At 58.2% G+C, this 23,608-nt stretch carries 29 protein-coding genes; 28 read left to right on the top strand and 1 reads right to left on the bottom strand.

All coding sequences use genetic code 11. The features are described from left to right. The first annotated feature begins 48 nt into the window (after nt 1–48). The 26 genes from ACRWA7_RS11305 to ACRWA7_RS11180 all read left to right on the top strand — a co-directional run bounded on the left by ACRWA7_RS11305 (nt 49) and on the right by ACRWA7_RS11180 (nt 21,149). On the top strand, nt 49–513 hold the full coding sequence (locus tag ACRWA7_RS11305) for a hypothetical protein (protein WP_438391092.1): 465 nt from the start codon (nt 49–51) through the stop codon (nt 511–513). A gap of 2 nt (nt 514–515) precedes the next feature. Further along, entirely contained in the window at nt 516–872 is a 357-nt protein-coding gene (locus ACRWA7_RS11300; protein ID WP_438391091.1) for an HNH endonuclease, read from the top strand. A gap of 194 nt (nt 873–1,066) precedes the next feature. Beyond that, the gene (locus ACRWA7_RS11295) at nt 1,067–1,549 is read left to right on the top strand and encodes a phage terminase small subunit P27 family (protein WP_438391090.1); all 483 of its coding nucleotides are present in this window, start codon (nt 1,067–1,069) and stop codon (nt 1,547–1,549) included. 3 nt (nt 1,550–1,552) lie between these two features. After that, complete coding sequence (locus ACRWA7_RS11290) at nt 1,553–3,271, top strand: terminase large subunit (RefSeq protein ID WP_438391089.1); 1,719 nt, start codon at nt 1,553–1,555, stop codon at nt 3,269–3,271. Then, nucleotides 3,268–4,572 carry a phage portal protein gene (locus ACRWA7_RS11285; protein ID WP_438391088.1) on the top strand — a complete coding sequence of 435 codons (1,305 nt, stop codon included), beginning with the start codon at nt 3,268–3,270 and terminating at the stop codon, nt 4,570–4,572. The genes ACRWA7_RS11290 and ACRWA7_RS11285 overlap by 4 nt, the downstream gene beginning before the upstream one ends. Further along, nucleotides 4,562–5,245: an HK97 family phage prohead protease gene (locus ACRWA7_RS11280; RefSeq protein ID WP_438391087.1), complete on the top strand. Its 684-nt coding sequence runs from the start codon at nt 4,562–4,564 to the stop codon at nt 5,243–5,245. The genes ACRWA7_RS11285 and ACRWA7_RS11280 overlap by 11 nt, the downstream gene beginning before the upstream one ends. A 10-nt stretch (nt 5,246–5,255) precedes the next feature. Then, a complete protein-coding gene (locus ACRWA7_RS11275) occupies nt 5,256–6,674 on the top strand; it encodes a phage major capsid protein (RefSeq protein ID WP_438391086.1) in 1,419 nt (472 codons plus the stop codon). A 63-nt stretch (nt 6,675–6,737) separates the two neighbouring features. Next, on the top strand, nt 6,738–6,983 hold the full coding sequence (locus tag ACRWA7_RS11270; protein WP_438391085.1) for a hypothetical protein: 246 nt from the start codon (nt 6,738–6,740) through the stop codon (nt 6,981–6,983). Further along, the gene (locus ACRWA7_RS11265; RefSeq protein ID WP_438391084.1) at nt 6,983–7,345 is read left to right on the top strand and encodes a head-tail connector protein; all 363 of its coding nucleotides are present in this window, start codon (nt 6,983–6,985) and stop codon (nt 7,343–7,345) included. Before ACRWA7_RS11270 ends, ACRWA7_RS11265 begins: the two co-directional genes overlap by 1 nt. Next, on the top strand, nt 7,345–7,698 hold the full coding sequence (locus ACRWA7_RS11260) for a phage head closure protein (protein ID WP_438391083.1): 354 nt from the start codon (nt 7,345–7,347) through the stop codon (nt 7,696–7,698). The genes ACRWA7_RS11265 and ACRWA7_RS11260 overlap by 1 nt, the downstream gene beginning before the upstream one ends. A gap of 1 nt (nt 7,699) precedes the next feature. After that, on the top strand, nt 7,700–8,191 hold the full coding sequence (locus ACRWA7_RS11255) for an HNH endonuclease (protein WP_438391082.1): 492 nt from the start codon (nt 7,700–7,702) through the stop codon (nt 8,189–8,191). Continuing rightward, nucleotides 8,178–8,531 (top strand): DUF3168 domain-containing protein, encoded by a 354-nt coding sequence (locus ACRWA7_RS11250; RefSeq protein WP_438391081.1) that lies wholly within the window; start codon nt 8,178–8,180, stop codon nt 8,529–8,531. Before ACRWA7_RS11255 ends, ACRWA7_RS11250 begins: the two co-directional genes overlap by 14 nt. Nucleotides 8,532–8,535: 4 nt before the next feature. After that, the gene (locus tag ACRWA7_RS11245; RefSeq protein ID WP_438391080.1) at nt 8,536–8,964 is read left to right on the top strand and encodes a phage tail tube protein; all 429 of its coding nucleotides are present in this window, start codon (nt 8,536–8,538) and stop codon (nt 8,962–8,964) included. A 15-nt stretch (nt 8,965–8,979) separates the two neighbouring features. Then, entirely contained in the window at nt 8,980–9,351 is a 372-nt protein-coding gene (locus tag ACRWA7_RS11240) for a hypothetical protein (protein ID WP_438391079.1), read from the top strand. A gap of 35 nt (nt 9,352–9,386) precedes the next feature. Beyond that, complete coding sequence (locus ACRWA7_RS11235; protein ID WP_438391078.1) at nt 9,387–9,701, top strand: phage tail assembly protein T; 315 nt, start codon at nt 9,387–9,389, stop codon at nt 9,699–9,701. Beyond that, complete coding sequence (locus ACRWA7_RS11230; RefSeq protein ID WP_438391077.1) at nt 9,694–10,128, top strand: HK97-gp10 family putative phage morphogenesis protein; 435 nt, start codon at nt 9,694–9,696, stop codon at nt 10,126–10,128. The genes ACRWA7_RS11235 and ACRWA7_RS11230 overlap by 8 nt, the downstream gene beginning before the upstream one ends. Then, a complete protein-coding gene (locus ACRWA7_RS11225) occupies nt 10,118–12,823 on the top strand; it encodes a phage tail tape measure protein (protein WP_438391076.1) in 2,706 nt (901 codons plus the stop codon). Before ACRWA7_RS11230 ends, ACRWA7_RS11225 begins: the two co-directional genes overlap by 11 nt. Next, nucleotides 12,823–13,161 (top strand): phage tail protein, encoded by a 339-nt coding sequence (locus tag ACRWA7_RS11220; protein ID WP_438391075.1) that lies wholly within the window; start codon nt 12,823–12,825, stop codon nt 13,159–13,161. Before ACRWA7_RS11225 ends, ACRWA7_RS11220 begins: the two co-directional genes overlap by 1 nt. 3 nt (nt 13,162–13,164) lie before the next feature. Continuing rightward, nucleotides 13,165–14,208 carry a hypothetical protein gene (locus ACRWA7_RS11215; protein WP_438391074.1) on the top strand — a complete coding sequence of 348 codons (1,044 nt, stop codon included), beginning with the start codon at nt 13,165–13,167 and terminating at the stop codon, nt 14,206–14,208. Continuing rightward, the gene (locus tag ACRWA7_RS11210; RefSeq protein WP_438391073.1) at nt 14,205–14,882 is read left to right on the top strand and encodes a phage minor tail protein L; all 678 of its coding nucleotides are present in this window, start codon (nt 14,205–14,207) and stop codon (nt 14,880–14,882) included. Before ACRWA7_RS11215 ends, ACRWA7_RS11210 begins: the two co-directional genes overlap by 4 nt. 5 nt (nt 14,883–14,887) lie before the next feature. After that, a complete protein-coding gene (locus tag ACRWA7_RS11205) occupies nt 14,888–15,640 on the top strand; it encodes a C40 family peptidase (protein WP_438391072.1) in 753 nt (250 codons plus the stop codon). Continuing rightward, on the top strand, nt 15,637–16,230 hold the full coding sequence (locus tag ACRWA7_RS11200) for a tail assembly protein (protein ID WP_438391071.1): 594 nt from the start codon (nt 15,637–15,639) through the stop codon (nt 16,228–16,230). Before ACRWA7_RS11205 ends, ACRWA7_RS11200 begins: the two co-directional genes overlap by 4 nt. Next, on the top strand, nt 16,230–19,763 hold the full coding sequence (locus ACRWA7_RS11195; protein WP_438391070.1) for a host specificity protein J: 3,534 nt from the start codon (nt 16,230–16,232) through the stop codon (nt 19,761–19,763). The genes ACRWA7_RS11200 and ACRWA7_RS11195 overlap by 1 nt, the downstream gene beginning before the upstream one ends. Beyond that, nucleotides 19,763–20,068 (top strand): hypothetical protein, encoded by a 306-nt coding sequence (locus tag ACRWA7_RS11190; protein ID WP_438391069.1) that lies wholly within the window; start codon nt 19,763–19,765, stop codon nt 20,066–20,068. Before ACRWA7_RS11195 ends, ACRWA7_RS11190 begins: the two co-directional genes overlap by 1 nt. Further along, nucleotides 20,068–20,826, top strand: a complete 759-nt coding sequence (locus ACRWA7_RS11185; RefSeq protein WP_438391068.1) for a hypothetical protein — start codon at nt 20,068–20,070, stop codon at nt 20,824–20,826. Before ACRWA7_RS11190 ends, ACRWA7_RS11185 begins: the two co-directional genes overlap by 1 nt. A gap of 8 nt (nt 20,827–20,834) precedes the next feature. Beyond that, nucleotides 20,835–21,149, top strand: coding sequence for a hypothetical protein (locus tag ACRWA7_RS11180; RefSeq protein WP_438391067.1), 315 nt, complete (start codon nt 20,835–20,837; stop codon nt 21,147–21,149). Nucleotides 21,150–21,478: 329 nt separating this feature from the next. Here ACRWA7_RS11180 and ACRWA7_RS11175 read toward each other — a convergent pair whose 3' ends face one another. Then, nucleotides 21,479–22,576 (bottom strand): acyltransferase family protein, encoded by a 1,098-nt coding sequence (locus ACRWA7_RS11175; RefSeq protein ID WP_438391066.1) that lies wholly within the window; start codon nt 22,574–22,576, stop codon nt 21,479–21,481. Nucleotides 22,577–22,655: 79 nt separating this feature from the next. Here ACRWA7_RS11175 and ACRWA7_RS11170 point away from each other — a divergent pair, with 79 nt between their 5' ends. Next, on the top strand, nt 22,656–23,051 hold the full coding sequence (locus tag ACRWA7_RS11170) for a hypothetical protein (protein ID WP_438391065.1): 396 nt from the start codon (nt 22,656–22,658) through the stop codon (nt 23,049–23,051). Further along, nucleotides 23,035–23,607 (top strand): hypothetical protein, encoded by a 573-nt coding sequence (locus tag ACRWA7_RS11165; RefSeq protein ID WP_438391064.1) that lies wholly within the window; start codon nt 23,035–23,037, stop codon nt 23,605–23,607. The genes ACRWA7_RS11170 and ACRWA7_RS11165 overlap by 17 nt, the downstream gene beginning before the upstream one ends. Nucleotide 23,608 lies beyond the last annotated feature (1 nt).

Raw genomic sequence — 23,608 nt, 5'->3', positions numbered from 1 at the left:
GGACAGTTTCGTAATAGACTGGTCGATCCTTACAACAAAGGAAAGACCATGGGAAATGAGTATTACCGCTCTGGAGAGTACGCCCGGACCGCGCACATGATTGATGCCGTGATCAATGCGCTGTACGCGCATATTTCCGGTGCCGCAGGCGATCGAGCATTTGAGGAGCACGGGCTTACGCGCGTCGCCGCACCGCCTGAGATGGACCGCGAACTGTGCTTAGCCGCGCATCATCGGCGCCTTGTTACTCAGCGTGAGCATGTATGGCACGTTTTGGGAGATTCGAGCCGTGCTCTCTTTGGCCGCGTCAGGCTTCATCAATTGGACAGCGGCAACAAGTTGGGCGAGCCGGTTGTGTCGATAGTCGTGCGCTACGATGGTTTCGCGTCGTTTGACGGATCGATCGATGTTGACACGCCGATTACTCAGCACGGTTACGAGAACGTGATGCTTGACCGACTTGCCCGCGCAGCGATGATGGCTATTCATGCATCGCTCGCCCAAGTCAAATAAAAATGCCTAGTCGTCCGCTGCGCCCGTGCAAGCATCGAGGGTGCAGCGCTCTTGTGCCTGGTGGCAAGACGTACTGCCCGGCGCATGCGAGTGAAGAGATCAAGTGGAAGCCTGATGCTGTGCGCGGCAACCGTCACGAGCGTGGCTATGGCAACGCATGGACGAAGCGCCGCGATCGCATCTTGCGTCGTGACTGCGGCTTGTGTCAGGTCTGCAGGCGGGCAGGTCGCGTGACCATTGCGACCGAAGTGGATCATCGAGTGCCCAAGTCGCAAGGCGGCACAGATGACGATGCCAACCTGCAATCGATATGCGGTCCGTGCCACAAAACGAAGACGGGCAGCGAGCGAAAATCGTGAAACGTTGCGTGAAACCAACGAAATAGCGTTGGAATCGTGTGATTTTCACTGTTTTGGTGCGTTATGTTGCGATTTAGCAACGATAGTTGATGACTATGGGCTGGGTGGGTCGAAACTATGGCCGATTTGAGTTCAGGACCGACCGTTCCGTCAAATTTTCACGCCCGCGAAATTAAAAATTTAAAGGTCGACCGATGGGAGGGATCGCAAGGGTCGCCGGCCGCGGTCGAAAGCCGAAGTCGGTCGCTCAAAAGCAGGCTGCCGGGAACCGCGGCAAGCGGCAGTTGAACACGCAAGAGCCGGATTTCGGCCTGGTCACGAATATCGATCCACCGGAATGGCTGGATGCGGAGGCCGTTGATATGTGGACCCGCGTCGCGCCGCTTTTGTGCAAGCAAAAGATTTTGCAGTTCACCGATCTGCATAACCTTGAAGTTTTCTGTTCGGCGTACGGCAACTGGCGCCGCGCGCAGATGGATCTTGCGAAAAACGGGCCGGTCGTGCTCGGTGCGCAAGGCGGCCCGGTGAAAAATCCCGCTGCGACGGTCGTGAAGGAATCTTCCGGTTTGATGGCGACGTTCGGCGCGATGCTTGGGCTCGACCCGTCGAGTCGGCAGCGGCTTATCGGCCCGAAAAAGAAGGGTGAGGGCAATCCGTTCGCGGCTCTGCTCGGCTGATTTATGGCGCGCGAAGCTTATCCGCTGGTCGCGAAGGCGAACCAGTTTGCGCGCGATGTGTTGCGCGGAAAGATTCCTGCGTGTCGCTTCGTGCAACTGGCCTGTCAGCGGCAACTCGACGAACTGGCAGCGAGCAAAACGGCGGCGTTCAAGTACAAGTTCGACCCAGCGAAAGCCGAGAAAAAGCTTCGCCTGATCCAGCTTTTGCCGCACACCAAGGGCGAGTGGGCGTACAAGCGCCAGCTCGTGACACTTGAGCCGTGGCAAATGTTTGGGCTCGCGTGCACGTTCGGGTGGGTGAAGAAGAAAACAGGATTTCGGCGCTTCCGGGAGTCATATTGGGAGGTGCCGCGTAAGAACGGCAAGAGCGTGATTGCCGCTGGTGTCGGTATTGCGATGTTCACTGCTGACGACGAATACGGCGCCGAGGTGTACTGTGGGGCGACGACGGAGCGGCAGGCGTGGGAAGTTTTCCGGCCGGCGCGGTTGATGGTCAAGCGCTCGCCGATGTTGGTCGAGCACCTTGGTATTGAGGTGAACGCTCAGAATCTGAGTCGACCAGAAGACGGCAGTCGCTTCGAGCCGATTATCGGCAATCCAGGCGATGGCGCGTCGCCGTCGTGCGCGATCGAGGACGAGTACCACGAGCACGACACGAACGTGCAGTACGAAACGATGCTCACGGGCATGGGCGCTCGTCGCCAGCCGCTGATGTTCGTGATCACGACTGCCGGCGCGAATATCGAAGGACCCTGCTACGACAAGCGGCGGCAGGTTATCGAAATGCTTGAGGGCACTGTGCCCGACGACGAGCTTTTCGGCTGGATCTGGACCATCGACGAGGGCGACGACTGGACAGACCCCAAGACTCTCGCGAAAGCCAACCCGAACATCGGGATTTCGGTCTATCAGGAGTACCTGGAGAGCCAGCAACAGCGCGCTATCAAATCGGCGCGCTTCACAAACACGTTCAAGACGAAGCATCTGAACGTCTGGACGTCGGCGAAAGCGGGCTATTTCAACCTCGAAGACTGGCGGAATTGCGAGGATTCGACGCTTGCGCTAGAGCAATTCGAGGGGCAGGACGTCATTCTCTCTCTGGACTTGGCGCGAAAGCTCGATTTGAACAGCATGGCGCGGCTATTTTGGCGCGACATCGACGGCCGCCGGCACTATTTCAGCGTGGCGCCGCGATTCTGGGTGCCGGAAGACACGGTGAAGAACACCGAAAACCGCCGCATGGCCGAGCGTTACCAGAAGTGGGTCAACACCGGCCATCTGCTAGAGACGGCGGGCTCCGAAATCGACTATCGCGACATTCAGCACGAAGCGACCGAGGCGAATCGGATTTGCCCGGTGCAGTGCGTCCCGATGGACCCGCACGGCGCGACCAACTTGGCGCATCACTTGGAAGACGAGGGCTTGACGCCGGTCACGATCATCCAGAACTACACAAACATGTCCGACCCGATGAAAGAGCTGGAAGCAGCGATTACATCGGGGCGGATGCATCACGACGGTAACCCGATCATGACCTGGTGCGTAAGCAACGTCGTCGGCAAGCACTTGCCGGGCAATGACGACGTCGTGCGCCCGATCAAGCAGGGTAACGACAACAAAATTGACGGCGCGGTAGCGCTGATTATGGCAATTGGCCGGGCCATGCTCGAAGGGCAGACCGGATCTATTAACGATTTCTGGACAAGCCCCATCATCGTATGAGTGAGAGCAAGCAAAAGTCGCCAGGCCGCTTCAAGGCGAGCGTCCTGAAATGGCTTGGCGTGCCCATTTCACTCACGGACGGATCGTTTTGGCAGTCGTTTGCCGGTTCGGAATCGTCGAGCGGTGAATCGGTAAGCGTCGAGTCCGCGTTGCAGTTATCCGCGGCGTGGGCATGTGTGCGTTTGCTCGCTGAAACGATCGCCACGTTGCCGCTGAACCTGTACCAGATGGCCGCCGATGGCACGCGCACTGTCGCGAAGGATCATCCGCTGTACAGCGTGCTCCATACCCAGCCGAATGCTGAAAATACGGCCGTCGAGTTCTGGGAGGTGATGGTTGCGAGCATGCTGCTCCGTGGCAATGGCTACGCCCGCAAGTTGCGCACATCGACTGCGATTATTGGGCTTGAATTGCTGCTTCCACAGCGCATGCAGACACCAAAACGTCTGAAAAACGGGCAACTGCAGTACCAATACAACGAACTCGACGGGACCACCAGCACGCTTTCGGAAGACGACGTGCTGCACATCCGCGGCTTTAGCCTTGACGGCTTGATGGGGCTCACGCCAATCCGCTATGCGCGCGAGGTTATCGGCAACTCGACTGCTGCGAATAAGGCCAGCGCGAGCGTTTTCAAGAACGGTTTGCGGCCATCCGGAGCGCTTTCGACCGATCAGATTCTGCAAAAAGACAAGCGGAAGGAGATTCGCGAAGATCTCGCCGAACAATTTGGCGGCGCCATGCAGGCTGGCAAGACGATGGTGCTCGAAGCCGGCATGAAGTACCAGGCCATCACCATGAATCCCGAGGACGTGCAGCTACTGCAGACGCGTTCTTTCAACATCGAGGAAATCTGCCGCTGGTTTCGCGTGCCGCCGTTTATGGTCGGCCACAGCGAGAAATCGACGAGCTGGGGCACGGGTATTGAACAGCAGACTATCGGCTTTTTGACGTTCTCGCTTCGTCCATGGCTCACGCGTATCGAACAGGCCGTAAAGCGGTCCTGCCTTACGCCTGCAGAACGCTTGACCTACTACGCCGAGTTTTCCGTTGAGGGACTTTTGCGCGCAGACAGCGCCGGCCGCTCGGCCTTCTATTCGCAGATGACCCAGAACGGGCTGATGACGCGCGATGAGTGTCGCGTGAAGGAAAACCTGCCGCCCATGGGTGGCAATGCAGCGGTCCTGACCGTGCAGTCGGCCCTGCTGCCGATAGACAAACTCGGCGAACAAAGTGCCGCCAGCAATGCGCAGGACGCGCTTAAGGCTTGGCTTCAAACGGAGAACAAGGATGAATCGTAAAAGCGCCAGGGGCGGGGCATATAAGGTCCGCGCGTTCGACCTCGACGTGAAATCAGTCGACGAAGCCGGGACTTTTTCGGGCTACGGCTCGGTGTTTGGCGTCGTGGATAGCTATGGCGAGATCGTCGCGCCGGGCGCGTTCGCGAATAGTTTGACCGCGCTGAAGAAGAGCGGCCGCGCTCTGCCGGTTTTGTGGCAGCACGACACTGCTACGCCGATCGGATCGTGGTTGACGCTGGCCGAAGACGACAAAGGCTTGCTTGGAGATGGCGATCTGTGGCTCGACGACGCGCCAAACGCGAAGATCGCATACCGCGGCATGCAGGCCAAGGCAATTACCGGCCTTTCCATCGGCTATTACACGATCTCGTCCGATTACAACGAAAAGACGGCGATTCGCACGCTCAACGAGCTCGACCTCGTCGAAATCAGCATCGTCACCAACCCAGCCAACTCGGAAGCGCGCGTCGACGCAGTGAAGTCCGTGATTGCGCATGGTGGCGTGCCATCCCTTTCGGAATTCGAGCGGTTCCTGCGCGAGGCAGGCTTCTCGAAATCTCAAGCCGCGGTAATCGCGAGTCGCGGCTTGAAACACCTGCTCCAGAGTGAGTCTGGCAGCGACGCGAGCGATGCAAATCGGCTGCTGGACAGCCTCAAATCAATCACTTTTTAAGGAAACAAAAATGAAACGCAATTTGATGGGCGTCTTTGTATCGGTGATGGGCGCGATGTTCGCGCTCGCGTTCACCATCGATGCGCATGCCGCGTCGGTCGTCGCCTCGCACGTGCTGCAGCACGGCGACATTCTCGGCGCGCTCGGTGATCATGCATGGGCGATCGCAGGCGTGGGCTCGATTGCAGCCGCTCGTGAATTCGGCCGCAAGAACGACGGCGGCGGCAATCCTGAGCAGGTGATGGAGAAGGTCACCGCCGAATTGAAGCGCATTGGCGACGAAGTGAAGTCCGCCAGCGAGAAGGCATTGAAGGAAGCGAAGGACGCCTCGGGCGCACTGAGCGCAGAGACCAAGAAATCGGTCGATGAAATGCTGCTTAAGCAGGGCGAGTTGCAAGCTCGGCTGCAGGAAGCCGAGCAAAAGCTTGCGCGTCGCGGTGATCCGGAAGATCGCCAGGAACTGAAGAGCCTGGGTCAACTGGTCATTGAATCCGAAGAAATGAAGGAGATGGACAGCAGCGCTCGTAAGTCCGTGCGCGTCCGGATCGATCGCAAGAACATCATGAATGTGACCGCGACCGTGGGCGCTGGCGCCAGCACGACCAACTCGCTGACTGTGGCTGATCGTCAAGCGGGTATCGTCGCACCCGTGCAGCGCACGATGACCATTCGCGATCTTCTGATGCCGGGTCAAACCAGCGCAAATTCGATCGAATACACGGTCGAGACCGGTTTCACGAATGCTGCAGCGACGGTCGCTGAAGGCGCGCAGAAGCCGCAATCGGATCTCACGTTCAATCTGAAAAACCAGCCCGTTCGTACGATCGCCCACATCTTCAAGGCCTCGCGCCAGATTCTCGACGATGCGCCGATGCTCCAAAGCTACATCGACGGCCGCGCACGCTACGGCCTGATGTATGCCGAAGAAGCGCAGTTGCTCAACGGCGACGGTACGGGCTCGAACATCCTGGGCATCTTGCCGCAAGCCTCGGCTTTCGCTCCGGCACTGACCATCGCTGGCGCCACGCCGATCGATCGCATCCGCCTCGCGCTGCTTCAGGCGCTGCTCGCGGAATTTCCCTCGACCGGCATCGTGCTGAACCCGATCGACTGGGCAGCGATCGAGCTGACGAAGGACAGCCAAGGTCGCTACCTCATCGGCAACCCGGTCAACGGCACCACGCCGCGGCTGTGGAATCTGCCGGTTGTGGAAACGCAAGCCATGGCGGCGAACCATTTCCTGACGGGTGCGTTCGCGATGGCCGCGCAGATCTTCGACCGCATGGAAGTGGAAGTGCTGCTTTCGACGGAAAACCAGGACGACTTCATCAAGAACATGGTGACGCTGCGCGCTGAAGAGCGCCTGGCGCTGGCCGTGTATCGCCCTGAAGCGTTCGTGACCGGCGAAGTGACGCCGGACGCGGGTTAATCGAGCGGGCATCGCATAGAACGGGAGCCGCCTTCGGGCGGCTCTTTGTATTGAGGAGGCTTTATGACCAGCAACACCGATCCCAACAAGGTCTTGGTGCAGCCCGTATGCACGTATGCGGGTGAGGACGGATTCAAGCATCCGAACAGTGAACCATATGTGGTGTCTCGTGGTCGCGCCGCAGAATTGAAGGCAAATGGCCTCGTGCGGGACGCCGATGACGCGCTCGACACGAGCGGACAGAAACGCGCGCCAGACGCCGCAAACAAGAAGGCACCGGATCCGCAGAACAAGGTGCGCGCGAAGTAATGGCCGATCCGACTCCGATCATTTCGACCGCACAGGCACTGGCGCATCTGCGCGAGGACGCCGGCGTCGCCGACGATCTCATTGCCTTGTACGTCAACGCAGCGGTGCAATCGGCATCGGATTATCTCGACCGGAAAATTTATGCCAACGCCGACGATATGGCCGCAGCCGTGCTCACGGGCACTGCAGGCGATGATCCAATCGTGATCAATGACGCCGTTCGCGCCGCGATTCTGTTGATTCTCGGCAAGCTGTACGCATTCCGCGAGGACGTCGTTGTCGGCACTTCATCGAGCGTCATGGAGTTGCCGGCTGGGTCGAAGCAATTGCTCTTCCCATATAGAACCGGTTTGGGCGTGTGATGCGCGCGGGCGATCTGAACCGGCGCGTGCGCATCGAGCGCAATGGCGGCGGGTTCGATGATCTCGGGCAACCGATCGAAGGCTGGACCACGGTCGTAGAGACCTGGTGCAACGTCAAGATGCTCACGGGCAAGGAAACGCTTACGTCTGACGCCGATGTCGCAAATGCATCAGCAAGCATTCGCATCCGGTACCGCACGGACATCGATAACGGCATGCGCGCTGTGGTGCTCAAGTACGTCGACGGGCAACCGGTCGATGACGTCGTTTTCAACATTCTTGCGCCGCTTCCGAATGTCGCTTCGCGCGAATACACGGATCTGGCGTGTAGCACGGGCTCGAACCAGGGTTGATATGAAGCGAAAGACTTACAAACTGACGCACGCTCGGTTACTTGAACGATTGGAGTACGACTCTGCATTGGGTCGTCTCAGGTGGCGCAACAAGCGCAACACCATCGCCGGCACCAAACATGGAGACCACCGTCGAATTTACATTGACGGCGAGTTCATTTATGAACACCTCCTTATCTGGTTCTACGTTCACGGAAGCTGGCCAAAGAACATCGTCGATCATATCGATGTCGAGGGCTCAAATAACGAGGCCGGAAATCTTCGGGACATCACGGTTAGCGAAAATGCTCTGAATCGCGCCGGTGCAAATTCCAACAATCGTCTCGGCGTCAGAGGTGTACACGCGCATGGGCGAGGGTATAGGGCGCAGTTGATGGTCGGCGGTGTCAAGCTGTTCTCACATGTTCGCGACACCGTCGAAGATGCGCGGGCCGAATGGAAGTTGCTGGTCGAAAGGCATTGCCCGCGAGTGATAACTCATGTCGACCGCTGAATCGATCACCTACACCGCGCTAAAGACGCTCGCCGGTGGGCGCATCTATCCCGATGTCGCGCCAGCGTCGCCATTGAAGCCTTACGTCGTGTACCAGTCGGTCGGCGGGGTCGATGAAACGACGTTCGATGGTCCCGACACGCTCCAGAACAGCCGGATGCAAGTGTTCGTCTGGTCCATTTCTCGGAGCGAGGCAGCAACAATTATTCAACAGGTTCGCGGTGCGCTGACTGCCGCGCCTGTCAACGGCGTTCCGATTGGTGCGCCGGTGAGCATCTACGAAGACGTCACTAAGTTATACGGCAGTCAGCAAGACTTTTCCATTTGGTATCAGGAGTGAAACCATGACCAGCACCGCAATAGGCTCACAAGGTACGAAGCTCGCGAAAAACACGGGAACCACGGTGGCGCCTGTGTGGGCGGCGATCAAGAACCTTTCGAATTTTAACGGCTTTGCAGGTTCGGCGAGCGACATCGACGTCACGGACTTCGACAGCGAGGCAAAGGAATCGCGCCCTGGTCTGCAGGATTGGGACACGGTTTCCTTCGACATCAATCTCAACATGAAGGAAGCGAGCCACGCAGCGTTGCTCGCCGACAAGAAGACCGGCGTGGTCGCACCGTATCAGCTGACGCTGAGCGACGGAACGACGATCGTCTTCGATGCGTACGTTAAAAGCGTTCCCATCACGGCCGGCGTCGATAACGTGGTCAAGGGCACTGTCGTAATCAAGGTGACCGGCGACATCGAAGTTACGCCGGGCGTGGCCTAAAGGAAACAGAAAAGCATGCTGACCAAAGAAGAACTGCTGGCGGCTGCCGTGCCGGCCAGCGAGGTTGTCGCGGTTGATGGGGTGGGCGAGATCCGCGTGAAGGTGATGGATGGTTTCGCGCGAGATGATCTGCAAAAGACGCTCCAAGAGCAGGGCACGAGCGACAGCGTGTATTTTTCCGCGCTAATCGTTGCCACTGTCGTCGATGAGTCAGGCGCGCCGATGTTCACGCCCGCCGATCTCGACACGTTGCGTCGCGGGAGTGCTGAAGTCGTTCGCAAGATCGGTCTCGCATGCACCAAGGTAAATGCGCTTGGTGATTCGCAAACTAAGGAAGCGGAAAAAAACTCCGAAGCCATCCAGAGCGAATCTTCTGGCACCGTCTGACTTTAGGCCTTGGGCATAGGTCGGTCGCGCACGCGATGCGCGACATCAGCAGTGTCGAGTTCACCCACTGGATGGCGTACTACAACATCGAGCCGTTTGGCGAGCGGATAGCAGATGTTCGGATGGGCATGATTGCTTCTACGATGGCGAATATTCATCGTGACCCGAAGCAGCAGGCATTTGAACCGTCCGATTTCACGCCGTGGGCAGGTAAGAAGCGCGGTGCCGAGCCGATCGTATTTGAAGACCCGAAAGACCAGGCGCGATTCGTTGCCTTGGCCTTGTTCGGGATTGACTTAGCGAAGTCAAAAGGCAAGAAATTTACGGTGAAGCGGAGGGGCGGTGGCTAGTAAATTTTCGATTGAAAACCCGACCGCACTCACCGATTTCCTTGATCGCCTCGAAACCGTTGCGAGCGAGGAAGTATTGCGCCAAGCAGCTGTCGCCGGCGCGCGCGTCATCCACGATGAGGTGCGGCTCCGCGCGCCCGTGGGTTTGCCCTATGAGCGTAAGGGAACGCAGCACGTGCCGGGCACGCTGAAGCGCTCCATCTTGATCGCCTACGACAAGGAAGAGTCTGTTACCGGGAAGATTGCTGTCTACTTGGTGACATGGTCGAAAGAGGCGTTTTATGGGCGCTTCGTTGAATTCGGAACGTCGCACTCTGCCGCTAAACCATTCCTTCGCCCTTCGTTTGACGCTCGCAAGCGGCAAGCCATCGACGCAGTGATTGAAGTGATTGAAGAAAAGGCTGGGGAGGCCGCGCGTGGCAAATGAAACCGTCGTCAAGGTGGGCGCGGACGCCTCTGGCTATACCGCCGAACTCGACAAGGCTCGTAAATCAGCGAACGCGTTTATTTCGACGCAATCGGACCTGGCGAAGCGCACGGCGCTTGCCCAGGACGCTATCGCGGAAGCAACAGCCAACGGCTCGGACGCCAGCGCGCGCGCCGTCAAGGGCTTCACCGATGCGCTTTTGAAGAACGCTTCGACAGCCGGCAAGTCCCGTGCTGAGATTCTCGCGATGCGTGCGGCGAACCTCGGCCTGACTGACTCGGTGAAACCGTACATCGACCAGATCGCAAAGGCATCCGAACACACGCACGGCTTCAGTCTTGAGACATCCGCGGCGAAGCGCGAACTGCTGGTGCTTGGTCACGAGCTTTCGCAGGGCAATATCAAACAGTTCGGCGGGTCGCTGCTCGTGCTTGCGGAGCGCACGGGTGCGTTCACGACGCTTTTGCAACCGGCGGTTCTTGGGGTCGGTGCGTTCATTGGGGTTCTCGCGCTCGCCGCGCACGCCACGTTCAGTGCGCGCGAGGAACTCGCCACGTATGGCGAGACCGTCGAGAAAATCTCACGACAGACCGGATTGTCGACGGATGACGTACAAAAATTCGGCTTTGCAGCGAAAACAGTTGGCGTCGATACGAAAGATGCCGCGGATGCACTGTCTGAACTGGGCAAGGCGCAGAACGAAGCGCAACACGGAAACAAAGACGCCGCGGCGGCCTTTACTGCTGTTGGTATTTCCCTTAAGTCGTTGAAGAATGCGAGTCCCGATCAGCTACTCGGCGAGATTGCTGACGCTTTCGCAAAAACCAAGGATGGGGCGAGCAAAGCGGGTGTGGCCAACGAGTTGTTCGGCACATCAGGAAAAGAGCTCATCCCGCTCTTAGATCAGGGTTCCGCACGCTTAACAGATCTCGGCGTTACCGCGACTGCCGTCGGCGCCGTGCTTTCTGGCAACACCATCGCGCAGCTGTCGGCTTTGCAGCAGCAGCTTGAATTGTCGAACGCCAAGATGGACGCGCTGACGATGTCCGCGAAGCTTGCGCTGCTTCCGACCATTATCAACCTGACCAACGCGCTCGCCGACAATGTTGCGATTGGCCCGCTGCTGAAGGATTTTTACAGCGGCATCGCAATTATCATGAAAGCGGCGTCATCGGCCGTCGCGACGCTCGTCATTGGATTTGAGCAGACGTCAGAGGTCATCGCAACGCTCGCGACTGTGGTTGCCTACGGCTTGACCGGCCAGTTCAAGATGGCTTCAGCAGCAGCTCAGGTCGGCTATGACAACCTGAAGAAACAGGGTCAAGGATATTCGCAGTTTATGAGTCGGCTGTGGGGAGACACCACGCCTGGCTCAGCCCATACGTCGACGCCGACTGGAACCCTCAGCTTTTCAAAAGGAAGCAACGCTGAAAAGCCGTTTCAAGAGAGCCACGGCGATTCACTGATGGATCAGGCGAAGCAAGCGCAGGCTGTGCTCGAGCAGTCGCTTTCCGGTCAAGAAAAACTTACTGGCTGGGCAGCGAAGGAAGCCGAGCTGCGCGCAGAGATCGACGGTTACGCCGGAAAGACCTTGACCAAAGCGCAGCAAAGCGTTGTCGCGCATCAAACCGAGTTGCTCTCGCAGTACGCATTGAATGCGTCGCTGGAAAAACAACTCGACTTGCGCACGCGCCAGGACAAGCTGAATACCGACGCCTACGAGACGAACATCAAGATCGCCGATCAGAACGATGCGATCGCCGACCAGCACAAGATCGAACTCGCAACGCTTTCGCTCGGTACGCAGGAACGCCAGCGTCAAGTCGATTTGCTGAAGATCGAAACCGATCGGCAAAAGGAACTTGCCGAGTGGCAGAAGAAAGCGGTCTCGCTGAATTTGGACGGTACCGCTGCTGACACGGACGAGCGAGCGGCTATCAACAAACGATTTGACGCGCGAAAGAACGAGCAGTTGGCATTCACCGGCGCGCAGGACGCGGGAAAAAGCGACTGGATGTCTGGCGCCAAGGGCGGCATTCAGGACATCATCGACAAGACCAACGACCTCGCATCGGCTGCGAACAATACCGCCAAAAACGCGATCGAGAGTCTCGGCGATTCGATCGCGAATTTTGCGCTTACCGGGAAGCTGAACTTCGGCGATTTCACGAAGTCGCTGATCGGCAATTTCATCAAGCTTGAATCTGAAGCGCTTATTGCGAAAGCGGCGCTCAGCTTCATGGACTCAGGCTTTCTCGGCGCGCTCGGTTTTTCGAGCGGCGGCGCTGTTTCTTCAGTGCCCGGGCATGCGACCGGCGGCTTTATCTCTGGTCCGGGATCCGGCACGAGCGATAGCATCATGGCGCGCTTGAGTAATGGCGAGTTCGTCATGACGGCCGCCGCGGTGAAGCGCATCGGCGCGTCGAATCTGGATGCAATGAACAACGGCGCGAGCGTCCATAGTATGGCGCGGTTTGCAACCGGTGGAATGGTTGGCCGTAGCGTATCGCCGTCAGGCGCTGGTGGTATCACGGTGGCGCCGCAAATCACGGTCGAAGGCGGATCAAATGCGGCCGCGAACCAAAGCAACGGCGACGACCTGAATAAAAAGATCACAGCGGCCGTTCGCGCCGTGGTGGTGAATGAGCGGAAGCAGGGCGGTGCGCTCTGGAAGATGGCCCAGGGAATCAAATAATGGCCGACACATTCATCTGGGTTCCGACTGTCGCAGGGCTGTCGGGCGATGCGACGCTGCTAGTCCGGAAAGCGCAATTCGGAGATGGATACCGCCAGAGCGTGGCCGACGGCATCAACAATCGTTCGAGTTCGTACAACCTCACCTTCGTTCGCGACACGGCAACAATCGCGGCGATCATGGCGTTCCTCGATGCGCACGCCGGCGCAACTGCTTTTCTCTGGACGCCGCTGCTGCGCCCGCAAGCCTTATTCACCTGCGAGAAGTACTCCGAGCCCACGAAAGACGGCGCGGTCTACACCTTGTCAGCGACGTTTGATCAAACCTTCGCACCCTAAAAAATGACTGCACTTCAAAAGATCGTCCTCGGCACTCCACCTGCCGCGGTCGACGGCGATCCCGTGCGCACGGCCAGCACGAAGATGAATGCGAACGTCGATGTGCTGAACACGCAAGCGACGATTACCAGCTTCGCGACAACGCTGACTGTTGCCCAGGCGCTGACCGCCGCGAATCACCTCGGCAAGCGCGTGAACATCAATCTCGCGTCGGCCGGAACGATCAATTTGCCCGCGGCTTCGACGTGCGTCGCGGACGGCCAAATCCTGCTGCGTAATCTCGGCACGACAGTTGTTTCGCTCGCCGTGACGGCCGGATCGGGCGATGGGCTCAATGCCGTGGGTACGCTGTATCCAGGCGACACCATGCTGCTAGACACGGATGGTGTGCATACGTGGTACTCGACAATACGAGGCCGGTCGAGCACTGCGAAAGAAGTCGTACCCGGAGATATGCAAGTAGGCGGAACCTTTACGGTCGGGACGCTTGCAGTAACCAACCCAGCGTCGGCACGCGCCAACCTCGGAGTGGGAAAGACGCTGATTAGCACAACCGTAATCGCCGCTAACGCGGCATTTTGCGTTGTGGCTCTGCCGGGCGGGTACTACGACTACGAAATTGAATTCGACGGAATCAACGTAACGACCGATGCAGCCAATCTATGGCTGCGACTGGCGGCGGATACATCAAATTGGATCGTTGGCACGAACAACAGTTACATGTATCAATATCAAGCCATTGCAACAGCGACTGTTCTTAGCGCTGTGGGAACGAGTAATACGAGTCAAATACAACTGTTTTCAGGGTTGTCTAGTACGGCACCATATTCAACTCACGGCACGGTAAAGATTCGAAACGCGACCGATGGAACGCGCTTTAAGCATGTCCAGTGGTCCATGGTTAGCATGACGTCGAGCGGAACATATTATCGGGTCGATGGATCGGGCCTTGTCCTGTCCGGTGCTATTTTGGGTGGGGTGCTTCTCATTCCATCGACTGGTAACTTTGCATCGGGCACGGTTTCGCTTTTCGGGGTGAACCGGTGATCACCGCAGACATCCAGTCGCTCGAGCCGGGCGCGCTTATCGAGCTGTTCGAAGTGGATTGCACGGGTATCGGCGGCGACATGCTGCGCTTTCATGGACATCTGCAATCGACATCGATCTTCTGGCAGGGCAACGAATACAAGCCGTGGCCCATCCAGGCCGCCGGATTTGAGCACACGTCCGATGCGCAGCAGCCTGAGCCTACGCTGACCGTCGGAAACGTGAACGGCACGATCTCCGCGCTGTGCGTGTTCCTCGCCGATATGGTCGGCGCGCGCGTCACGCGACATCGCACGCTTTCGAAGTACCTGGATGCTGTCAACTTCCCTAACGGCAATCCGACAGCGGACCCGGGCGAAGAGATGGCGCCGGAACTCTGGTACATCGAGCAGAAGACCAGCGAGACGGATGTGCAGGTCGAATTCACGCTGTCGTCGGCGCTCGATTTCGGCGGCCAGCAGTTGCCGGCGCGGCAGATCGTGAACATGTGTCAGTTTGAATATCGGGGACCGTATTGCGGATACACCGGGTCGGCCTATTTCACGATCAAAGACATCTCGACCGACGACCCGGCGCAGGACCGCTGCAGCAAGAAAACCACTGGCTGCGAATGTCGGTTCGGTGTCAATGAGCCGTTGCCGTTCGGCGGCTTCCTGAGCGACACCCTCTCGTAGAACCCATGAAAGAAACGACGAAAAACGCGATCGCGGCACACGCGCTCGCGGGATACCCGCGTGAAATTTGTGGCTTGCTCGTGATTGAGGGTGGCGAAGAGATCTACGTGCCGTGCCGAAACACCGCAGCGACGCCGACCGAGCATTTCGTGATGGCGCCGCAGGATTATGCAGCGGCTGAGGATCGCGGACAGATCGTGGCCGTGGTGCATTCGCATCCTGGTGCGGCGGCGCGACCGAGCATGGCCGACAAGGCGATGTGCGAGACGAGCGGGATACCGATATGGATCATCGTTTCGCTCGGTATGCAGGCAGACCACACGATCGGGATTGACGACTGGTGCGAGTTCGGGCCGACCGGGTATATAGCGCCGCTGCTTGGTCGCGAGTTCTCGCATGGCGTGCTCGATTGCTATTCGCTGGTCCGAGACTGGTACCGCCTCGAGCGCGGCATCGTACTTCCTAATTTTGCGCGAGCGGACGCATGGTGGGAGGACGGCGAGTCAAATCTGTACGTCGACAACTACGAAGCTGCTGGTTTTACGAATCTCGGCCCGGATGTCGAGCCGGAACCCGGCGATGTCTTGCTGATGCAGATCCGCAGCAAAAACGGCGTCCCGAATCATGCCGGCGTCTATCTCGGCGATGGCATTTTCATCCACCACATGTATGGGCAATTGTCCGGCCGCACGGTCTGGGGCGGATTGTGGGCGCGCTGCCTTCGCGCGGTGCTTCGATATATAGGGGAAAAGGCGTGAGCAACAAGGTCCGGACGGTACGTCTTTACGGCGTGCTCGGCACTCGCTTTGGCCGGGTGCATCGGTTTGCCGTGGCATCTACAGCGGAAGCGACTCGCGCGCTGTGTTCGCAAATCAAGGGATTCGAAAAATTTCTGATGGGCGCAAAGGATCAGGGCTTGACGTTCGCCGTGTTCAACGGGCGGCGCAATCTTGGCGCCGACGATCTTCGTATCCCAGTGGGCGAAGATGAAATTCGCATTGCGCCGATTCTGATTGGCAGCAAGAGTGGCGGGTTGTTCACGACCCTGCTGGGGGTTGCCTTAGTAGCGACGTCGCTTGTCAATCCCGCCGGATTTCTTGGCGCTTCCGCAGCGTCCACACTGCTCGGCCTCGGCGCGTCCATGGCGCTTGGTGGCGTCGTTCAGATGCTTAGCCCTCAACAGAGCGGCCTTGCATCGAACAGCGGTCCGGAAAACGGTACGTCCTACTACTTCAACGGCGCGGTCAATAGCACCGCGGAGGGTGATCCCGTGCCGATCGTTTATGGCCGCATGCGCGTTGGTTCGAAGCGCGTCAGTTCCGCTATCTTTGCCGAGGATCAAAGCTGATGCGCAGCATTTCCGGGGCGAAGGGCGGCGGCTCAGCGAGCACGCCGACGGAATCGCCCGACAGCCTTCATTCCGTCGCGACGGCGCGCGTGCTCGACGTCATCTCGGAAGGCCCGATTGTAGGGTTGGTGAATGGGTTGCAGTCGGTTTTTCTTGACGATACGCCGATCCAGAATTCAGACGGCTCGACCAACTTCACGAATTACAGCCTCGACTACAGGCTTGGCACGCAGGATCAGACGTTTATGTCTGGATTCCCGGCGGTAGAGAACGAAGTAGCGGTCGGCACGCCGCTAACCTCGGACGCGCCTTGGGTGCACCAAGTCGAAAATACGCAGCTTACGGCGGTGCGCATTAGATTCGGATTGCCCGAATTCCAGCAGTCGAATTCGAGCACGGGTGACGTCACTGGCTACCACGTCGACTATGCGATCGACCTAGCGACCGATGGCGGATCGTATTCGCAGGTCTTGACCGGCGCATTCGACGGTAAAACGACGTCGCTTTATGAACGGTCGATCCGCATTGAATTGCCTGCCGCATCCACCGGATGGCTCGTTCGCGTGCGCCGACTTACGGCAAATGCGCACAGCGCGTTGATTGCCGACACGATCAATATTGAAGCGATCACAGAAATTATCGACCGCAAGCTGCGTTATCCGATGAGCGCACTCATCGGCTTGACGTTCGATGCTCAGTCGTTCAGCTCCGTGCCGACCTGCGCATATGACATCAAGGGGCGGATTGTTTCCGTCCCGTCGAACTACGATCCAAACACTCGAGCGTACTCGGGCACGTGGGATGGAACGTTCAAGCAGGCGTGGACGGATTGCCCGCCGTGGATCTTCTACGACATCGTCACGAATGACTTGTATGGCCTCGGCAAGCGCGTCGACGCGTCGATGATCGACAAGTGGGGACTGTACGACATCGGCCGCTACTGCGATGTCATGGTCGACGATGGCAAGGGCGGCCAAGAGCCGCGCTTTACCTGCAACGCATGCATTCAGTCTCAGGCGGATGCGTATAAGGTGCTGCAAGACCTTGCGACCGTGTTTCGCGGTATCGCTTACTGGGGTCCGGGCGCGGTTGTCGCGCGCGCCGACATGCCAGCCGATCCGGTCTACGTGTACACCGCTGCAAACGTGGTCGGCGGCGCATTCACGTATGTCGGTTCTGCGCTTAAGACGCGCTACACCACGGCGTTGATAAGCTGGAACGACCCCGCGAACGGTTATGCGCAGGCGGTCGAGTATGTGCCTGATGACGACGGGATCGCGCGCTACGGCGTCACGAAAGCGCAGATCACTGCGTTCGGCACGACATCGCAGGGTCAGGCGCATCGTCTTGGGTTATGGACGCTGCTCACAAGTCGGTATGAGACAAATACCGTTTCATTCTCGGTGGGCCTCGATGGGACGCTCTGTGCACCGGGGCAAATCATCGCGGTGGCTGATCCGGCGAAAGCGGGGCGGCGCACTGGCGGCCGAGTGAAGACGACCGCGGGCAACACTGTCACGCTCGACAAAGCACCGACGGCTGCAGCAGGCGATACGCTGACGGTGATCCTGCCGAGCGGCGTTGCGCAGGCGCGCACCGTGCAGTCCGTGAACGGTGACGTGGTTGCGGTAACCGCCGCGTTCGATACGGCACCCGTGCCAGGCGCAGTGTGGATGTTGGAAAGTGCTGACTTGGCATCTCAGCTATTCCGCGTGGTGAGCGTCCAGGAAAACTCGGACGACGGGCAAATCACCTATACGGTGAATGCTTCGCAGTATGAGCCGGGCAAGTACGCCGCGATCGACGATGGCGCGGCCATTCAAGTGCGCCCGGTGACCGTGATCCCGCCGTCCGTGCAGCCGCCGCCGACGAACGTGCGACTTTCGACATATTCGGCGATCGACCAAGGTATTTCGAAAACCACGATGGTCATTGCGTGGGATTCGGCAGACAAGGCTGTTTCGTATATCCCGGAGTGGCAGAAGGACAACGGCGAGTGGATCCCCATGAACGCCGTCGGTGGCCTACAGGCGGAGGTGCATGGCATCTATCAGGGTGGATACATCGCACGCGTGCGCGCCGTGAATGCGATGGGAGTTACGTCGATTCCGGCGTACAGCGTTCTCACGCAGTTGACTGGCAAGACTAGCCCGCCACCGTCGGTTGCGTCGCTGACGACGGTATCGCAGATTTTCGGGATCGATGTCATCTGGACTTATCCTGCGGATGGCTCGGCCGGAGACACGCAACGCACGGAGCTTTGGTATAGCCGCACGCCCGCGCGGGCCGACGCGGTGAAGCAGTCCGATTATGCATATCCACAGGCAAAAGCCAGTCTGATGGGGCTCGCCGCAGGGCAAGTCCTGTATTTCTGGGTTCGGCTTGTTGATACCTCCGGTAACGTCGGCCCGTGGTATCCGGCGGGCGATCCAGGCGTGGAGGGCGCATCCCTCACGAATGCGGATGGTGAATACAACGTGTACTTCGCGGGCGTAATCGAGAAGTCCGCACTTGGACAAGCTTTGCTGTCCGACATTGACCTGATCCCGGGTCTTGCAATTGATGTCTCGGCGAACCAACAGGCGATCACCGACGAGGCACAAGCACGAAACGATGGTGACTCAGCGCTGACGACGCGAATCGACGGTATCTCTGCGCAAATCACCATTCCGAACATGGCCGGGGCCACGGGCGACTATGCTGGCTCGACCACCGTGTACGCGGGTGTATGGTCGGAGAGTTCGGCGCGCGCAGAGGCAGACCTCGCTCTTGCCGTCAAAACCGACACGACGGCAGCCCTTTTTCAGTCGGCCACGAGTAACATAACGGCCGCAGTGCAAACGGAAACAACGGCGCGCGCTGCAGCGGACGCGGCTTTAGCATCGCAGGTGACGACAGTTCAGGCCAGTGTTGATGCGGCAAACGCTAACACGCTTGCGCTTGTGCAAGCAGAGCAAACGGCCCGAGCAACTGCCGACTCTGCGAATGCGACGGCTATCACGAACGTCCAGGCCAGCGTTTCGGACATCAATAACAACAAGCTGCCGCCAATCAGCGCCGCCGTTCAGACGAACGCAAACGCGTACGCCGACCTGAGTGGAAAGGTTAGTGCTTCGTACACGATCAAGACGGCGGTCACTTCCGGAGGCCGGACCTACATCGCCGGTATCGGTGTCGGTGTTGACAATTCCAGTGGCATCATCGAAAGCCAAGTGTTGGTCACGGCCCAGCGGTTTGCTGTTCTAAGCGACACATCGGGAGCCCTTGCTGCGCCGTTTGTGATTCAGGGTGGACAGGTCTTTATCAGCCAATCGCTGATTGGCACGGCTTGGATCGGAAATGCGAACATCGCGGACATCATTCAGGCGACCGCCGTCGGCGCGAATGGTCAGCCACGCTGGAAGCTGGACAAGAACGGCACACTGACGATGAACGGTGCCAATGCTGGATCCGGATATTTGACCATCAGCGACAGCACCGTGCAGGTCTACGACGGTGCGGGCACATTGCGCGTTCGCTTGGGGCTCTGGTAATGGCGGCCGGCATTCAATGTTGGGACGCATCCGGAAACCTCGTTATCGACATCACGGGGCGGTTGCAGCGGATCATCGGCTCCGCTTCTCTTGCCGGCGGAAACGGTAGCGTCACGGATGCGCGGCTTGCAGGCGGAACGATCTGGTTTGCTTTCCAGCCATCACAGATATGGGGATTCCAGAACATGGACGTCAGCCGGCCAATATTTTCGGTCGCTGGCACGACGATAAGCTGGACATACTCTGGCGGTGCCACAACTCAGAACATTCAGATTCAAGGCATCATGTTTTATGGGATTTATTGATGTCAGCCGGATTTCAATGCTTCGCGCAAGACGGCTCGAACGTCGCACAGATTGATAGCGAGGTCGGCTTAAGCAATATGCAGTTGCGTCAAAAAATCACGCAGACCATGAGTTTCGCGGGGTTCTTGGTTTATAAAATTTCGAACGGCAGTCGATACAGCTCGCAGGGTAACCAAACCACATTCACTTTCACCGCCACAAATCCAATGGTGGTGTTCGAATGCCCGGGTGGTTACTGTGTACCGATGTCGTGGACGCAATCGGGTAGCAATTGGTCCGTCTTGGTTGTAGGCAGCGCCTCAGTCCCGGTTACCTGTTATGTATTCGACGCGGCAAATGCGTTGCCTTTGTCTGGAAATTTCGGGCTTCAGGTTTTTAATGCTGCCGGAACGCTGGTCGCGGACATCGTCAAGCCGTTTGCTAGGGTCGTTGGTTCAAGTCAAGGAAACCCGAAATACGCATATGGCTCGACCGGCTACACGACGGACGGCGGCATCTGGCCTTCAGATCAGGGCTCAAAGGCTTACTCAGTCGCGCAGCGAGTTGGCGTCGCATGCGTGCAGCCTGCATTCGGTACCGGCGGTACGTCTGGCGGCGCGAGTAATGCGGGTGTGGTGATGTCGACCTTCAACACGTCCGGCGGCACCGTAAGCCAGCAAATGACGATGTTCGGCGATACCAGCAACTTCAACAATTACACCGGCTTCAAGGAAGCATTGAGCTGGTCTTATCTCGCAGTCGATATTTCATTCCTTTAGGAAGCACCATGCCCATTGCAGCCAACTACGAAACGCCTAGCACCGGCGCGTCGGCGACGTATCACATCGTGCAGCAAATCACGCTCGATTTCGTTTCGTCGATCACGAATTCGACCGTCGCGTCGTTCCTCTCGAAGAATGCCAAGGACGCGGGCAAGTTCCCGATGTACACGCAGCAGATCCCGGTTGATGGGTTGCCGGCCGCTGGTCAGGATCCGCTGACGTACGCCGAAGGCCGGATCGTCGAGCCGATGCCTGACGGCACAGTGGTTGCGCCGTATGCAAATCGCTATGCATTCGCCGGCGGCGAGATCGTCGAGTAACTGCAACACACGCAATGCAAGCCGGCCGACAGGCGGCTTTTTTATGCCTGCGCGCTGCGTCGGTCACAGCTGAGGAAGTAGAGGGCGGGTCGAAACGATCAAGAGATTCGGTGGGGCGGGACGGCGTCAATATTCATCAATAACTACACGTTTTAATTCCATGACAACCCGTTACGCGCAGTTCGATGACGCAGCCAAAACTGTAGTTCAGACGTGGCTTCGCTCTCTTCAGAACCCCGATAACTATTATTACGGCACAGCAAAAACCAGCGATGCCTTGTGGAAAGACTATTACAGTGGGCTGCTAGAAGCGGACCTTGATTACTTGCCTATGCCCGACTGAGGGTGTTCGACCGGTTCCGAATGGCGCGTCGAAGTGCAATGACGGGACGTTCGATGATAATGTACGAGATCGTTGAAAGACCAAGCGAACACGCGATAAGCGTTGGTGCATACCACGGCGCCATGCTGTCGACGCCGATAGCCTGGAGCATCCAGATCAGTAGGAAGTGGTTGAGAAAAACGCCGTAGCTTAGATCGCCAGCGAGCTCCTCGATCCATCCAAACTTGGCTTTTGACAATAGCCAAACTGCTGGAACACCAAACGAAAGGCCGGCAAGAACCTCTCTGTTATAGGGACGATTGATCGATGATATCAATAGCGTTCCGGCAAACAGAATCCAGACCAAGACGTATGCTGCGATCACAGCATGAGTGCTAGACCGACGATATAAGAAGCTTCCGAAAAGGAACATGAACAGCGTTCCCGGCAGCATGCGGTATCCCCAAAGATCGGGGTCAACGACCGCGAGATAAGGGAGCAAAAAGAAAAGCGCGGACGCAACGAAAGCCGCGGCGCGCACGCGTCCCACGACGATCAACGGGATCACGATATAGAACTGAGCTTCTAGACCGAGAGACCACGACTGCGGGATTACAAGAGCGCCGGGAAAATGATCGTAGAAGTTGAGCGGCAACATCACGGCGTTTAGCAATGCCTTACCAGCGGTTAGGTCCGACAGGAACGGCGACACCGGATGCGCTATGGCAACAAGCATCAGCGTCAGCACGATGTAGAACAGAAACTGAGGGAAAAGGCGCATCGCCCGATCGAGATAGAACGTTCCGACGCGTGAGACGCTCGAATAGTGCCGGTCGATCAATGCCGTCATGACATACCCGCTCAGCAAGAAGAACGAAATTACGGCGAACACCCCTATGTTGCCGCCGAGGACACGAACGTGCAGATGCGATAGTAGAACGGCTACTGCGAGCAGCAATCTATAGATGCCCATTTTTTGCCCGAAGATGGCATTGCTGAATGAAAAAAAGGCCCGGCAAATCGTGAGACTTACGGGGCCCGGCACCATGCGACGGAATGGACCCGCCGCATGGTGCCGGGCGCATTTTAGCAAAGAAAATTGCAACGCCGCCTCCGGGCGGCTTTTTTATGCCCGGATGATCGGCAAACGAGGGCCTGAGATGTCGGATTTTTGGAACGAGGGCGTGAAGTCGATCGTGACTGCTCTCGGAAGCGTCGGCACGTTCTGGGTCGGCGGCCGCATGTGGAGGCAGATCGATAGGAAGCGCCAAGCCGAAAGCGAAGGCGATGCGCAGATCACCAAGGCTGACTCCGCAGGGCAAGTTGAAGCGATCGCACGGTTTGAGCGCCTGGCGACTCTCGCTGAGGAGCGCGCCGGCCGCGCCGAGGCTCGTGAGCTTCTCGCAGTTCAGCGCGCAGACCGCGCTGAGGAATTGATGCGCGCTGCGGAGCTGCGATCAGACGAAGCAAACCGGCGTGCCCAGCGTGCAGAAGCCGAAGTCCTTGAACTGAAAACTCGAATTGATCGACTCGAAGCAACAGTCGGTAACCGGAGAGCAGCAGATGCAAAAGGCAACTGATTGGCGGTGGTGGGTGGTGGGTGTTTGCGTGGTCGGCGGTTTCGCCGGGGTTCTAGCCGCAGGATTTTTTCTTGGGCAATGGTCCGCACGCGACAGTGTCGCTCAAGCCAACGCTGAGAGGCAGGGGCTGACAGCCCGAATCCCAGTGATACGGAAAGAGGAATATGCCGCGGGCGTCGCTTCATCCAATGCAAAGATCGACAGCCTGCAAAAGCAATTGGACGCTGCCAATGCGCGTCTCGGCGATTTTGGAGATATCAAAAAGCTGGTTGAGGACTCGCACGACGTCAACACATATACCCTTCGCTTCCTCGGCGATCGCGCGAAGGTCGCCGATCGGAATGCGGCGGCACAGTTGAAAGAGACAAAGGTCGCCGCCGCGGCCGCTGTCGACGCGAAGCAAAGGACCGAACAGGTCGGTGCGAAAGTCGAGGTGGCGGTTGCGAAGGCTGACGAAGCCGCCAGCGCAGTAAAGCAGGTCGACAAGAAGCTCGAGACCGCAGTTCATCCCACGGCGGTGGTCCCACCAACACCCTGGATCGGCAACCGTCGATAAA

This window comes from Caballeronia sp. DA-9, from assembly GCF_051615025.1.
GTDB classification, from domain to species: domain Bacteria; phylum Pseudomonadota; class Gammaproteobacteria; order Burkholderiales; family Burkholderiaceae; genus Caballeronia; species Caballeronia sordidicola.
The sequence above is the reverse complement of the archived record's forward strand: the minus strand, read 5'-3'. Positions and strand labels throughout refer to the sequence as shown.

Bases quoted from the DNA above. Each gene is read 5' to 3' on its own strand.
- ACRWA7_RS11235 (WP_438391078.1), top strand. From the start codon at position 9,387: ATGCGCGACATCAGCAGTGTCGAGTTCACCCACTGGATGGCGTACTAC.
- ACRWA7_RS11280 (WP_438391087.1), top strand. From the start codon at position 4,562: ATGAATCGTAAAAGCGCCAGGGGCGGGGCATATAAGGTCCGCGCGTTC.
- ACRWA7_RS11215 (WP_438391074.1), top strand. From the start codon at position 13,165: ATGACTGCACTTCAAAAGATCGTCCTCGGCACTCCACCTGCCGCGGTC.
- ACRWA7_RS11195 (WP_438391070.1), top strand. From the start codon at position 16,230: ATGCGCAGCATTTCCGGGGCGAAGGGCGGCGGCTCAGCGAGCACGCCG.
- ACRWA7_RS11185 (WP_438391068.1), top strand. From the start codon at position 20,068: ATGTCAGCCGGATTTCAATGCTTCGCGCAAGACGGCTCGAACGTCGCA.
- ACRWA7_RS11265 (WP_438391084.1), top strand. From the start codon at position 6,983: ATGGCCGATCCGACTCCGATCATTTCGACCGCACAGGCACTGGCGCAT.
- ACRWA7_RS11205 (WP_438391072.1), top strand. From the start codon at position 14,888: ATGAAAGAAACGACGAAAAACGCGATCGCGGCACACGCGCTCGCGGGA.
- ACRWA7_RS11165 (WP_438391064.1), top strand. From the start codon at position 23,035: ATGCAAAAGGCAACTGATTGGCGGTGGTGGGTGGTGGGTGTTTGCGTG.
- ACRWA7_RS11255 (WP_438391082.1), top strand. From the start codon at position 7,700: ATGAAGCGAAAGACTTACAAACTGACGCACGCTCGGTTACTTGAACGA.
- ACRWA7_RS11305 (WP_438391092.1), top strand. From the start codon at position 49: ATGGGAAATGAGTATTACCGCTCTGGAGAGTACGCCCGGACCGCGCAC.
- ACRWA7_RS11290 (WP_438391089.1), top strand. From the start codon at position 1,553: ATGGCGCGCGAAGCTTATCCGCTGGTCGCGAAGGCGAACCAGTTTGCG.
- ACRWA7_RS11190 (WP_438391069.1), top strand. From the start codon at position 19,763: ATGGCGGCCGGCATTCAATGTTGGGACGCATCCGGAAACCTCGTTATC.
- ACRWA7_RS11275 (WP_438391086.1), top strand. From the start codon at position 5,256: ATGAAACGCAATTTGATGGGCGTCTTTGTATCGGTGATGGGCGCGATG.
- ACRWA7_RS11240 (WP_438391079.1), top strand. From the start codon at position 8,980: ATGCTGACCAAAGAAGAACTGCTGGCGGCTGCCGTGCCGGCCAGCGAG.
- ACRWA7_RS11220 (WP_438391075.1), top strand. From the start codon at position 12,823: ATGGCCGACACATTCATCTGGGTTCCGACTGTCGCAGGGCTGTCGGGC.
- ACRWA7_RS11260 (WP_438391083.1), top strand. From the start codon at position 7,345: ATGCGCGCGGGCGATCTGAACCGGCGCGTGCGCATCGAGCGCAATGGC.
- ACRWA7_RS11180 (WP_438391067.1), top strand. From the start codon at position 20,835: ATGCCCATTGCAGCCAACTACGAAACGCCTAGCACCGGCGCGTCGGCG.
- ACRWA7_RS11285 (WP_438391088.1), top strand. From the start codon at position 3,268: ATGAGTGAGAGCAAGCAAAAGTCGCCAGGCCGCTTCAAGGCGAGCGTC.
- ACRWA7_RS11245 (WP_438391080.1), top strand. From the start codon at position 8,536: ATGACCAGCACCGCAATAGGCTCACAAGGTACGAAGCTCGCGAAAAAC.
- ACRWA7_RS11270 (WP_438391085.1), top strand. From the start codon at position 6,738: ATGACCAGCAACACCGATCCCAACAAGGTCTTGGTGCAGCCCGTATGC.
- ACRWA7_RS11300 (WP_438391091.1), top strand. From the start codon at position 516: ATGCCTAGTCGTCCGCTGCGCCCGTGCAAGCATCGAGGGTGCAGCGCT.
- ACRWA7_RS11250 (WP_438391081.1), top strand. From the start codon at position 8,178: ATGTCGACCGCTGAATCGATCACCTACACCGCGCTAAAGACGCTCGCC.
- ACRWA7_RS11295 (WP_438391090.1), top strand. From the start codon at position 1,067: ATGGGAGGGATCGCAAGGGTCGCCGGCCGCGGTCGAAAGCCGAAGTCG.